General features: G+C 46.8%; 12 protein-coding genes. 5 read left to right on the top strand and 7 right to left on the bottom strand.

The features are described 5' to 3' along the window. Nucleotides 1–372: 372 nt before the first annotated feature. Nucleotides 373–678 (bottom strand): YkgJ family cysteine cluster protein, encoded by a 306-nt coding sequence (locus AC3RV5_RS21145; protein ID WP_489729544.1) that lies wholly within the window; start codon nucleotides 676–678, stop codon nucleotides 373–375. 49 nt (nucleotides 679–727) lie between these two features. After that, nucleotides 728–1,624, bottom strand: coding sequence for a LysR family transcriptional regulator (locus AC3RV5_RS21150; RefSeq protein WP_489729545.1), 897 nt, complete (start codon nucleotides 1,622–1,624; stop codon nucleotides 728–730). A 113-nt stretch (nucleotides 1,625–1,737) separates the two neighbouring features. On the opposite strand from AC3RV5_RS21150, the gene metE reads away from it, so the two are divergent. Continuing rightward, a complete protein-coding gene (metE, locus tag AC3RV5_RS21155) occupies nucleotides 1,738–4,029 on the top strand; it encodes a 5-methyltetrahydropteroyltriglutamate--homocysteine S-methyltransferase (RefSeq protein ID WP_489729546.1) in 2,292 nt (763 codons plus the stop codon). Between the two features lie 101 nt (nucleotides 4,030–4,130). Here metE and AC3RV5_RS21160 read toward each other — a convergent pair whose 3' ends face one another. The 3 genes from AC3RV5_RS21160 to AC3RV5_RS21170 form a co-directional block, all read right to left on the bottom strand. Beyond that, nucleotides 4,131–5,117 (bottom strand): endonuclease/exonuclease/phosphatase family protein, encoded by a 987-nt coding sequence (locus tag AC3RV5_RS21160; protein ID WP_489729547.1) that lies wholly within the window; start codon nucleotides 5,115–5,117, stop codon nucleotides 4,131–4,133. A 380-nt stretch (nucleotides 5,118–5,497) separates the two neighbouring features. Continuing rightward, nucleotides 5,498–5,710 carry a hypothetical protein gene (locus AC3RV5_RS21165; RefSeq protein WP_489729548.1) on the bottom strand — a complete coding sequence of 71 codons (213 nt, stop codon included), beginning with the start codon at nucleotides 5,708–5,710 and terminating at the stop codon, nucleotides 5,498–5,500. Nucleotides 5,711–5,785: 75 nt separating this feature from the next. Continuing rightward, nucleotides 5,786–6,538, bottom strand: a complete 753-nt coding sequence (locus tag AC3RV5_RS21170) for an MBL fold metallo-hydrolase (protein WP_489729549.1) — start codon at nucleotides 6,536–6,538, stop codon at nucleotides 5,786–5,788. Nucleotides 6,539–6,779: 241 nt separating this feature from the next. On the opposite strand from AC3RV5_RS21170, the gene yjjX reads away from it, so the two are divergent. Beyond that, entirely contained in the window at nucleotides 6,780–7,325 is a 546-nt protein-coding gene (gene yjjX / locus AC3RV5_RS21175) for an inosine/xanthosine triphosphatase (protein WP_489729550.1), read from the top strand. Between the two features lie 310 nt (nucleotides 7,326–7,635). On the opposite strand, the gene AC3RV5_RS21180 is transcribed toward yjjX, so the two are convergent. Then, nucleotides 7,636–8,229, bottom strand: coding sequence for a carboxymuconolactone decarboxylase family protein (locus AC3RV5_RS21180; RefSeq protein WP_489729551.1), 594 nt, complete (start codon nucleotides 8,227–8,229; stop codon nucleotides 7,636–7,638). A gap of 260 nt (nucleotides 8,230–8,489) precedes the next feature. Between AC3RV5_RS21180 and AC3RV5_RS21185 the strand changes: the two genes are divergently transcribed. Genes AC3RV5_RS21185 through trmB form a run of 3 tightly spaced genes read left to right on the top strand, consistent with a single transcriptional unit; the run spans nucleotide 8,490 to nucleotide 10,887 of the window. After that, nucleotides 8,490–9,440: an ABC transporter ATP-binding protein gene (locus AC3RV5_RS21185; protein WP_489729552.1), complete on the top strand. Its 951-nt coding sequence runs from the start codon at nucleotides 8,490–8,492 to the stop codon at nucleotides 9,438–9,440. After that, nucleotides 9,433–10,203, top strand: a complete 771-nt coding sequence (locus AC3RV5_RS21190; RefSeq protein ID WP_489729553.1) for an ABC transporter permease — start codon at nucleotides 9,433–9,435, stop codon at nucleotides 10,201–10,203. Before AC3RV5_RS21185 ends, AC3RV5_RS21190 begins: the two co-directional genes overlap by 8 nt. A 9-nt stretch (nucleotides 10,204–10,212) precedes the next feature. Continuing rightward, nucleotides 10,213–10,887 carry a tRNA (guanine(46)-N(7))-methyltransferase TrmB gene (gene trmB / locus AC3RV5_RS21195; protein WP_489729554.1) on the top strand — a complete coding sequence of 225 codons (675 nt, stop codon included), beginning with the start codon at nucleotides 10,213–10,215 and terminating at the stop codon, nucleotides 10,885–10,887. On the opposite strand, the gene AC3RV5_RS21200 is transcribed toward trmB, so the two are convergent. Beyond that, complete coding sequence (locus AC3RV5_RS21200) at nucleotides 10,871–11,605, bottom strand: EAL domain-containing protein (RefSeq protein ID WP_489729555.1); 735 nt, start codon at nucleotides 11,603–11,605, stop codon at nucleotides 10,871–10,873. The genes trmB and AC3RV5_RS21200 overlap by 17 nt on opposite strands. Nucleotides 11,606–11,713 lie beyond the last annotated feature (108 nt).

Raw genomic sequence — 11,713 nt, forward strand, 5'->3', positions numbered from 1 at the left:
GTTGGGGAACCATTAGTTACGTGGGCTTCAGATAATTTGAAGACCAAGTCATCAGAAGTTAGTAAATACTTACTTCATGCTTTTATCTAATGACCAAAAACTTAGGCAGTGACCGTAAAAAATAACTGGCGGTAAAACCTCAAATATCCAAGCAAAAAACAAACACAAAACATACTTGCAAATAATTCTCATTTAGATTAACTTGACCTGGCCTGTTTGATACTGAGTTTCACTGGTCCTGGCTTAGTATCAACTTCGAGGTAGATATTCCTTGTGGATATCTACCTCACTCCTTATATATTAAGTGTTTTTGGATTTTGAGGCAGTCAAAAAATGCGCCGACAAGGTGACAAATACATTTTGATACAGCCTCTATAAATAAGCATTGCGTTCAGTAATACACTCCGCTTCCCCCATTTCAAACTCCCGACAGACTAACGGCCGATTTTCATAGATTGAACACATCATCGTGTCTCGGTCTAATGCGGCGCACCAACCATCGTCCAGCCTGCGCATGGTCTCACTTCCCCATTTATCAACCTTGATATAGCGTTGAGGCACGCCGGTATCGGTAAACAGCATCACTTCTAGGCGACAACAACAGGCTTTGCAGGTGGCGCAAGTGATGGCAACTGGCGGGATAGGATCACTTGGTAGGATTTTTACGTTAATTGGCATGCAGTCTATACTCGAGCTTGATAGCCACAGGATACCCCACAACGCGCCGTTATGCGCCCAAATCAGTGGTTTGTTTAGCCATTTTTACAAAACCGTTTTGATAGTCTGGCCGCGTTTCTTGGGCCCGAAACCCCAAATGAATATGTTTAAAGATGCCGTGTTGACCCAGGCGGATAGGTACCAACCTCAGTGTTTGCTGATACTCTTCGACCAGCCATTTCGGTAAGGCCGATACGCCCCGGCCAGCGCTTACCATCTGTAACAGTATTTCTGTGGTTTCGATCGCCCGGTGTTTTTTAACACCCACGCCCGCAGGGGTTAAAAACTGGCTAAAAATATCCAGGCGACTCATTTCCACCGGATAGGTGATCAGCACTTCCTGGCTTAAGTCCTCGGGTTTTATAAAAACACGGTTAGCTAAAGGATGATGTTCCCCCACTACCAGTACATGTTCGTATTCAAATACCGGAATATATTCCAGGCCGCTTTGAAAAAGAGGATCTGGGGTGATCAACATATCGATGTCATATCCTAGTAAGGCCCCTAACCCCCCAAATTGAAATGCCTGGCGAACATCCACGTCAACATCGGGATAACACTGCAAAAATGGTGCTACCACCTTTAACAGCCACTGGTAACAAGGATGGCATTCCATTCCAATACGCAAGGTGCCTCTGTGGCCATCGGCAATATGTTGAATAAGCTGCTCGGCGTGGTCAAATTGGGGTAATACCCGGTTGGCCAGACTTAACAGACTCTCTCCGGCTTGGGTTAAGCGCAATCGCCGTCCGTCCTTTTGCCAAACTGGGGTACCCAAATGGTTCTCCAACTTTTTAATGGAGTGGCTCAAGGCTGACTGCGTTAAACACAAGGCACTGGCCGCCTCCGTCAAGGTACCTTGGCGACTGACGGTTTGAATAATGGTCAGATGGGTACGTTCGAGCATACTATTAACAGCCTATATATGAGTAATATTCATGTATTCCTGAAAATATACCATTATTTTTAATTGTTTTTTAGCTCTACTCTCTCAATATACAAAATCAACTGGACGGATAGATGGCTAAATTACACAACCTTGGATTTCCCCGTATTGGCGAAAAACGCGAATTAAAATTCTTGTTGGAAAACTACTGGCGCGGCGATATAGACGAAACAACCCTTAAACGGGAAGCAAAAAAACTCCGTCTCAAACACTTGGCAGTGCAGCAATCCCTGGATTTTTCCCAGGTGGGAGACTTTTCATTTTACGATCATGTATTGGATACCAGCTTTTTACTGGGTAATGTGCCTGAGCGCGCCGCTGGTGAAAACCTCAGTGCTTTGCATACCTATTTTCGGGTCGCCCGGGGACAAGCGTCAACCACCAGCCATTGCTGCGGCGTCAGCGCCGGTGAGATGACCAAATGGTTTGATACCAATTATCATTATATAGTGCCTGAGTTCAGTAAAGACACCCGGTTTTCCCTGAATGCCGACAGTTTACTCCTGCAGATAAGCGAAGTAAGGGCTTTGGGAGGTAATGCTAAACCTGTGATACTCGGCCCTCTAAGTTATCTATCTTTGGGTAAAGCTACGGACAATAGTGACCCATTGGCTTTACTCACCTCCCTACTGCCTGTCTATCTGCAATTATTTGAAAAACTCGCCAGAGCCGGGGTTGAATGGGTACAGCTTGATGAACCCGCCCTGGTCACTGAGCTCAGTTCCCAGTGGCAAATGGCCTACAAATACGCCTATCAGTTTCTTAACGCTCGTCCCCTGAAGTTGTTACTAACCACCTATTTCGGCGATCTACACGATAACTTAGAACTCGTATGCCAACTCCCCGTTGACGGCGTGCATGTAGATGGGATTAAAGCCAAAGCTGAAGTGGCGGTATTGGCCCAGCGCCTCGATGTTCAGCAAGTATTGTCAGTGGGTATTATAGATGGGCGTAATATCTGGAAAACTGATCTCAATGCCGCCCTGGAATTTTTACAGCCCTTAGCCCAAACCCGGGGCGACAACTTATGGCTCGCGCCTTCTTGCTCCTTGTTACACGTGCCGGTTGATTTAGAGACGGAAACTGATATCCACAGTGAGGTTAAAGATTGGTTGGCGTTCGCTGTGCAAAAATTGCAGGAATTGTCGGTACTGGGTGATGCGTTGAACTTTGGTGCTCAAAAAGTGGCGGCCCAACTGGCCCAAAATAGCCATAGTATTGCCTGTCGCAAAACCTCACCTATTGTGCACAACCCCCAAGTTCAACTGGCGCAACACGGGATCGAGGCCGGACACAGGCAGCGTTTTAGCCAATTTGATAGCCGTAGTCAGCTCCAGGCAAAGAGACTTAGCTTGCCGCTATTTCCTACCACAACCATCGGTTCATTTCCGCAAACTGGGGACATTCGTGCCATACGTAAGGCCTACCGTCAGGGCGATATTAGTGAGCAAGAATATATAAGCAAAATGGAAGAGGAAGTCAAAGGCTGTATCAGCCGCCAAGAATCACTGGAGCTGGATGTACTTGTGCACGGCGAACCAGAACGTAATGACATGGTAGAATATTTTGGTGAACAGCTCGACGGTTTTACTTTTAGTCGTTTTGGCTGGGTACAAAGTTATGGTTCACGTTGTGTTAAACCGCCGATTATTTACGGCGATGTGAGTCGGCCCAAGCCGATGACGTTGCAGTGGACGAAATTCGCCCAGTCACTGACCACAAAACCGGTAAAAGGCATGTTAACCGGGCCGGTAACCATCTTAAATTGGTCATTCGTACGCGATGACCAGTCTCGCGCCCAGACCTGTGAGCAAATCGCTCTGGCTATCCGCGCTGAAGTGCTGGATTTGGAACGGGCCGGGACCCGTATTATCCAGATAGACGAAGCGGCATTGCGAGAAGGGATGCCTTTGCGCAAAGCTCAATGGCCAGAGTACTTGGGCTGGGCGATCGCCGCATTTAAACTGTCGGCTAATGGTGTGGCTGACGAAACACAAATCCATACCCATATGTGTTACTCCCAGTTTAACGACATTATCCAAGCTATCAGCGCCATGGACGCAGATGTGATCACCATAGAAACATCACGCTCTGATATGCGCTTACTCGGGGCGTTTGATGCTTTTGCTTATCCCAATGATATCGGCCCGGGAGTTTATGATATCCACTCTCCCAATGTGCCTAGTGTAGAGGCTATGGTGGAGCTGATTGAGCAGGCAAAAGACAAAATTCCGGCTAAGCGGATTTGGGTCAATCCGGATTGCGGCCTGAAAACCAGAGGTTGGCAGGAAGTGATGCCAGCGTTGCAAAATATGGTTGCTGCCGCCAAAATATTACGTACTAAACAGCCACTGATGCAGGATTAAAAGAAACTGGGGCCAGATTGTTGGCCCCCACAAGTCAATATAGATTTCAGCCTTAAAACTGCCTGTTTGTTGGCGATGCCTAAACACCTAGAAGGCGCTCGTTAAGGGCAAAATTCGGCCACAAAAGGCGCGTGATCCGATTCAGGAAATTTTAGATCGCTGGCAAAGGGCAGACTTTCGTCATGTAAATTTTCGTTGAATATATTAGCCCGGTTAAAATGGCTAAACAGACTTTGAGACATCAACATATGGTCCAGCAGATTACCCTGGCCGTGGTGCAGATGGCTAAATCGCACAGATTGCCCAATCGCCAGACTACAAGGGATCATCACAGTGGCACGTAAATCCGGGTTGCCGTTATTTTCCACCCGGCCGCAGATTGCCTCTACTGGTACTTCACCGGGCTCGGCGTTGAAATCGCCACACACAATAATTTTAGCTTCAGGATCCTGACTGAACAGTTGGTCTAGTAACATCCGGGTTTCCAGAGCTTGGCCGACCCGCTTAATGGAGGACAGAAAATACCCCTCAGCCCAACCCGCATTCTGGGACCAGGTGTAATTATTAATCTTTTGTCCCGCGACTGTTGATGCGTTACGGGATTTTAAATGTAGATTGATCACATGCAAACGCCCCAATTGCGGCACCTCAATTTCGATGTGCTGTACTGGCCGTTCCCAGCCAACATCCTTTGCCTCTTCTTTGGGCTGGGCAGTAACTTTTCGATACTGTAACTTGTCGATAAAGTTATTTTTATACTGCTTATTAAGGCCGATAGGCCAGCGAGACAAGATCACCAGATTACGCTTATCATACGGCACGTTGGCAGAGGTATGGGTGACAGCGCGATCAAATTGGGCGTATTCACTGTCTTGCACAATAAAATCTAAAGCGGACAAATCCCGTTTGGGGTGTTGGGTATTATGCCCGGGAAGTTCTTGGCCGTGTACTTCCTGTAGGCACAGGACATCAGCTTGCAAACGCCTGAACATGCTGCGCAGGGCCGGCGCTCTTTGTTGTAAACTGGGGTTATATTCGGAACTCGAGGTGTCCAGGTTTTCAACGTTAAAAGTGGCAATTCTCAGCATGCTATCTCCTCAGGGTTGACAGCACGAACCACCCAATAATAATGTCAGTCAGTTAAATATTGATGCGCGGATTAACTCAATAATAGTCGTACACTGTCAGTTGTACAGTTGACCCCGCCGACACTTTATTCTGTAGCTATTCCTTTGTTTGGGTATCAACGGGTACATACCAGGGCAATCTTGTTACTCTGCTGATTGGTCGTTAAACGGGTGACCCCATGTGGACAAATGTCCCCGCGTCAAGCAACGGATAACGCCACAGCTTTTGCACATCACCCTTGATGTAGATCACAGAGAAGTCTATTTCATTTGGCATCTGGGTTGGTGAGTAATCACTTTCAGGTGAGTTTGTTAGATTTTGTGAGTGCCCACTAACTAGGTCAAAAAACAAAACTGTCGGTTTGTTCTTGACCTGAAACCGTTGCGCCAGAGGTGAGCAATAAATGCTGCCCATCGGCCAAAAAGGACGGCTGATTGTCGTACTGAGGAGATAGGGTTAACGCCTCAAGTTGGCTGGTCTGCAACAGCCCTTTAACAACCTTGAGATCACCAACATACACATCTGAACTGGGCAATTGGGCATGTAAAAACAAACTGACAAACAGGCTGGGGATCAGAATAAGGGTCTTCGTATACCCTCCTTTGATAAATAAAACAGCACGGTTAGCTTAACCATTGATCTGGATTAAACGCCTAGCTTTACTTTTAATCGCCCGCCAGGGTGTTTTAGGCAACTTAGGCGCACTATGTAGCAAATGTCGATAATCAAGCTCAGTTAATTGCACCTCACCACCATGGGCCAACAAAATAGATGAAGGCTGCAATGCAATTAAACGCTGCACCGATGCCCGGTACTGGTTGGGGTAAAATACCGGAAATGGGGCAATAAAACGCTTTTTAACCCTGACGATTAAATCTGCAACATAAATGCGTTTGCTCGGCATATGCATAACACTAAGATCACGGTCGGTATGACCAGGCATTTCGAACACACACCACTGCTCAAAACCCGGGATTTGCTGGCCATCCGTTAATTTGTAGTCAGGTTTGAGCACCGGCGAATACCATAACATTTTTCTGGGTTTACCTAAGCGCCCCGCAACCCAACTCGCCAGGGCGATATCGGTCAGATGCATCAACAAACCATGCATGCCCTGATACCATGGTTTATCTTTATTGGCCGAGGCAATCTCACATCCGGTCAAACGTCTTAATTGGTGAGCGGCTCCGGCATGATCAGGATGCATATGGGTGACCAGCACCATAGTTAAATCGCTAAATGGACGCTGCAATTTCACATTGATAAACCGCTTAAGCATGGGCACATCTGCCCGGCTGCAGCCATCAAGCAGTAACAGTTTATCTGGGTATTCAATCAAATAGACGGACTGAATATAGCCTTGTAAGTGATGCAATTTCATTATTTAGCAGTCAACGTATTTCAAACCCAGTCAGTAGCTTACCGTGGCGCCACACAAAGCCAAACTTATTGTTGCGAATAGATCAGGCTAACCTAGAGCAATAGACAGACTAGTCTCAGATCGTGATTACGCTTAACGCCATTTTCGTTAATATATTCTTTTTCAGTTATCCGGCGGCTCTGATAAACTCCTTTTTTATACAATTTCCAAAATCGTCTGGCATACACAAGGTGGCAACAAGTTGAACAAACCTATTATCCGGGTGATTGTCGGCTCACTCAATCCGGTGAAAGTTAATGCAACACGCAGTGCCATGGCCGCCCTCTATCCAGAAGCTGATATCGACTGTCAGGGTATGGGTGCACCATCTGGTGTCGCAGCCCAGCCTATGAGCACAGATGAAACCCGGATCGGTGCAATCAACCGGGTAGAATATTGTAAAAAGCAGATTGCAGCAGATTTTTATGTGGCTATGGAAGGGGGCGTAGATAATTTTGATTATGGCCCAGCTACCTTTGCCTACGTAGTCGTGGCTAACCGCCACCGTCAGTCCATCGGACGAGGCGCAATCATGCCTATACCACCTAACGTTTACCAGGCGCTTAAAGCGGGTCAGGAGCTGGGAGATGTTATGGATACTCTGTTTAGTACCACAAATGTGAAACAAAAAGGCGGAGCCATCGGCCTGTTGACTAACGGTAACGCCAGCCGCGAAGGTAATTACCGCCACGCCCTGACGTTGGCCATGGTGCCATTTCTTCATCCTGAACTCTTTGGTGACAAATAAGTCGATACAAAACTTAACACCAAGTTAAAAATAATACTCATCAGGTAAATATATAAAGGCTTTAGGTGAATAACCTAATAAATATTCCTGCTAATGGATAGTAAAGGACCACGCTATGTGTCCGTTTGACAAGTCTGCCCAAAGTTAATCGAGCGGGTCAATTTTACTGATTTTCCTGCGCCTGGGTCTTTCTTCTTTTGGTGGGCCGGTGGCCCACCAAAGTTATTTTCGCCATGCGTTTGTTATCCGCCCTGGCTAGTAGTCATCGCCTGGGGGGTGCGGGGATCGCTGTTACATCTGTTGGGATTTATTAGCGAACGTGTTTGCCACCTGTCCACCCACCTTTTGCCAGCACCTGATCGCCCAACGCTTTGGGTGCAGGCTCAAGATCTGTGGCCATAGAATCATTCCAACGATTCAAAAAACCGTATAGACATATCGCGCCAAGGATCTCGACAATCTCATCTTCACTCCAAAATTGTTTCATGCGCACCATCAAAGGTTCATCCACCGCATTAGGTACGGCACCGGCGGCCAATGCATAATCCAATGCCACTCGTTCGGCCGCACTGTACAAGGGGCTTTGTTGGTAATCCCATACAGCGGCGACTTTTTCATCGCTAATACCATGAATTTTTGCCGCAACCAGCGAATGGGCTTCACAGTACTGGCAACCCGCAGCACGACTGGCAAAATGTGCCAGCAAACGCTTAAAGCCTAAATCCACCACCCCATCGACGGACATCACGGCTTTGGTCAATACCCCGAACCCCCTGACCATATCCGGTCGACGCTGCATGGTCAGTAAGCTGTTAGGAACAAATCCTAAAATTTGTTCGAAGACAGCAAAATCAGCGGCTAGTTCTGGACTCGTTTCTTTGGGTAGGGGACTAAGATGGGCCATATTTTTTACTCGCAACTTTATGAAAAATTAATTAAGTTGCCCCAGATTAGCCTAATTTTCCTGAATACCCAAAAGCGCCAAAGAAATCAAAAGGAGTTGAAAACCTTGAAATTTATTCTTCCATCGCCATATTATGATGGCTTTATCGGTGATTTTCTTCCCACATTCGGTCTCTTTACCCATCACCAATTGCCTCTGGATAGTCAATTGCCAGACTAGATGAACGATTTTAGCTCCTCAAAAAACACGCGGAATACAGCATGAAAGCATTACATATTAAAGGGTTAACCAAAACTTACAAGGGTGGTACACACGCGCTTAAGGGTATTGATCTGGACGTGCAACAAGGGGACTTTTTTGCCTTGCTTGGCCCCAATGGTGCCGGAAAATCTACCACCATCGGAATCATCGCCTCCTTGGTGAACAAAACCGCTGGCAGCGTAGATATCTTTGAACACTCACTGGATAGCCACCCAGTCGATGCAAAATCCTGTATAGGTTTGGTGCCTCAGGAGTTTAATTTTAATCAATTTGAAACTCTGCTGCAGATCGTCATCAACCAGGCAGGTTATTACGGCGTGCCCCGTAAAATCGCCAAACAACGGGCGGAAAAATACCTCAAACAACTGGATTTGTGGGAAAAACGTGACCAGCCGGCTCGTGAGCTTTCTGGGGGTATGAAGCGTCGCTTAATGATCGCCAGAGCCTTGATGCATGAACCCAAAATGCTGATCTTGGACGAGCCCACGGCCGGCGTTGATATTGAAATCAGGCGGTCAATGTGGACCTTTTTAAAAGAAATCAACCACCAGGGCATCACTATCATTCTGACCACCCACTATCTGGAAGAAGCCGAAATGCTGTGCCGCAATATAGCGATCATCGATAAAGGCATGATCATTCAAAACACCAGTATGAAATCACTGTTGGCGACCTTGAATAATGAAACTTTTATATTGGATTTGTCCAAACATGATAAGGCCATTACCCTCAACGGCTTCGAACACAGACTGATCGATGATCATACCCTGGAAGTGGATGTGCCTAAGGAGGATGCGCTAAATAAGGTTTTCGAGCAGTTAAGCTCGCAGAATATCCAAGTATTAAGTATGCGCAATAAATCTAATCGCCTGGAAGAGCTATTTGTGCGTTTGGTGGAATCCGGCCGTCAATCCCAAGCCACAGCACCTAAGGAGGCCGCTCATGGCTAGTCGTAATATGATTGCCCTGCAGACGTTATGGATCAAAGAATGTAGCCGCTTTTTGCGTATTTGGATCCAGACCTTGGTTCCGCCTGCGATCTCCATGACCTTGTATTTTGTGATATTCGGCAGCTTGATAGGCAGTCGCATAGGTGAAATGGGCGGTTTTAGTTATATGGAGTTTATTGTGCCGGGTTTGATTATGATGTCGGTGATCACCAACGCCTATGCCAATGTGTCATCGTCATTTTACGGTGCCAAATTTCAGCACAATATTGAAGAACTGCTGGTAGCCCCAGTGCCCAATTGGATCATCATAGCCGGTTTTGTGGGCGGCGGTGTAGCTAGGGCTAGCTTAACCGGCATAATAGTGACTGGTGTATCCTTACTTTTTGTTGATATCAGCATTTATAGCCTGCCCATTGTTATTGTTACCTTGTTGCTGACCTCTATTTTATTTGCCACAGCCGGGTTGATCAATGCGATTTATGCCAAGTCGTTCGATGATATCAGTATGGTACCGACCTTCATTCTCACCCCACTCACCTATCTGGGGGGAGTGTTCTATTCCCTGAGTTTGTTGCCAGAGTTTTGGCAATGGGTTAGTAAAATCAACCCTGTGGTGTATATGGTAAATGGCTTTAGATACGGTTTTTTAGGAGTCTCTGATGTGAATTATCTGTATTCACTGGGATTATTGATTGGTTTTAATGTGATCCTGCTCAGTATTGCCTATTCGCTGATCAATCGCGGTGTTGGTATAAGAAGCTAAAGACAGATTATGAGTGTAGTTAACAGTCCGGGTAACTCCCGACAAATACACAGCAATCAGACGCAAGTGCATGACAAGCTGCCGAAACTGGTTGCCAGACATCTGCGCCATATAAGCCAACGCCCCTTTACACAACATACATTAGAGGCCTTTGGGCAAGCTCAAGCCTGGTTAGCAGACCGGCAAGGACCTATTATTTTGGATGCCTGTTGTGGAGTGGGTGAAAGCACCACCCATATCGCCAACCAGCATCCTCACGCCAGAGTGATTGGTGTGGACAAGTCGGCCCTGCGCACGGCTAAACATCAACATTATAGTTTGCACCAGGACAACGCCCTGGTACTGCGCGGGGATCTGAATGATTTCTGGCGCCTGGCGGTGCAAGCAAATTGGACCCTGTACAAACACTTTTTGCTGTATCCCAATCCTTACCCCAAAGCGGCACATGTACAACGCCGTTGGCACGCCAGTCCTGCGTTTGCGGATATTGTCAAATTAGGCGGGCAATTAGAAGTGCGCAGTAATTGGCAGCTGTATATCGCAGAATTCGCCGTGGCGCTGAATGTGGCTGGGCTCACTAGTCAGATACAGGAATATCAATTTGAACCTGCTATCACACCTTTTGAGCGTAAATATTGGGCCAGCGGTCAATCCAGTTGGCGCCTGATCAGCCCACTGAATTAGTTTTCAGGATCTGGGCCTTAGGTTCACTAAAGTAAAATCCCTGGGCATAGTTAATGCCCAAATCCCGTATTCGTCTCAAGGCCTCTTCATCTTCTACGTGCTGAGCAACCAAGGCGATGCCATTGTGGCTAGCATGGCTTAGCAAAGACGCAATCATATCAAGGGACTGGCTATCACCGGCTACTAGCCGTTGAGTCATTTGTCCCGCCAGTTTTATGCCCTGCACCGGCAAGTCTATAATTGTCCGGATATCAGTGACTTGGACCCCGAAGTTATCAATAAATAAGCTAATTCCAAGCTGCTGGCAAAAAATACAAAATTCAGCAAAGGCTTGTTGGTCTGTCAGTGCATTGTCGGCCGTGACCTCCAGGGCTATGCGTTGGGGGTTAGGGTAATTTTGCACTTGTGCGGCTAAAAAACGGTGGATCCCGGGATTGTGCATATCTTCCTGGCTGATATTGATATTCCAGGGCATATTGATATTGCGAAAGTAGCGAGCGCTACGGTTAAAAATAATTTCCGTGAGCTGCGCTGCACAGTGCTGCCTGTCGAGTAAATATAACAACTGGGCGGGGATAAACGGGCTCTCACCAAGTGTGAGCAAACGAGCCAAACACTCATAGCGCCAAACGTGATTATTGCTTAAATCTATGATGGGCTGAAAAAAAGGTATTACATTTTGTATGTCATAGCTGTCAGTGACCTGAGAAATTTTCATAGGCAGAATACTATTTTTTCTTCGATACTACCTAATTGACCTCTCTATGGCGAGCAACAATATCCCTGTACCGGATTAATCTGTCATTTATTTCGTACTATTTGGGCA

The sequence above is a fragment of the Paraglaciecola sp. IT1134 genome (assembly GCF_058068185.1).

Bases quoted from the DNA above. Each gene is read 5' to 3' on its own strand.
- AC3RV5_RS21180 (WP_489729551.1), bottom strand. From the start codon at position 8,229: ATGGCCCATCTTAGTCCCCTACCCAAAGAAACGAGTCCAGAACTAGCC.
- metE (WP_489729546.1), top strand. From the start codon at position 1,738: ATGGCTAAATTACACAACCTTGGATTTCCCCGTATTGGCGAAAAACGC.
- AC3RV5_RS21190 (WP_489729553.1), top strand. From the start codon at position 9,433: ATGGCTAGTCGTAATATGATTGCCCTGCAGACGTTATGGATCAAAGAA.
- trmB (WP_489729554.1), top strand. From the start codon at position 10,213: ATGAGTGTAGTTAACAGTCCGGGTAACTCCCGACAAATACACAGCAAT.
- AC3RV5_RS21160 (WP_489729547.1), bottom strand. From the start codon at position 5,117: ATGCTGAGAATTGCCACTTTTAACGTTGAAAACCTGGACACCTCGAGT.
- AC3RV5_RS21150 (WP_489729545.1), bottom strand. From the start codon at position 1,624: ATGCTCGAACGTACCCATCTGACCATTATTCAAACCGTCAGTCGCCAA.
- AC3RV5_RS21185 (WP_489729552.1), top strand. From the start codon at position 8,490: ATGAAAGCATTACATATTAAAGGGTTAACCAAAACTTACAAGGGTGGT.
- AC3RV5_RS21145 (WP_489729544.1), bottom strand. From the start codon at position 678: ATGCCAATTAACGTAAAAATCCTACCAAGTGATCCTATCCCGCCAGTT.
- AC3RV5_RS21170 (WP_489729549.1), bottom strand. From the start codon at position 6,538: ATGAAATTGCATCACTTACAAGGCTATATTCAGTCCGTCTATTTGATT.
- AC3RV5_RS21200 (WP_489729555.1), bottom strand. From the start codon at position 11,605: ATGAAAATTTCTCAGGTCACTGACAGCTATGACATACAAAATGTAATA.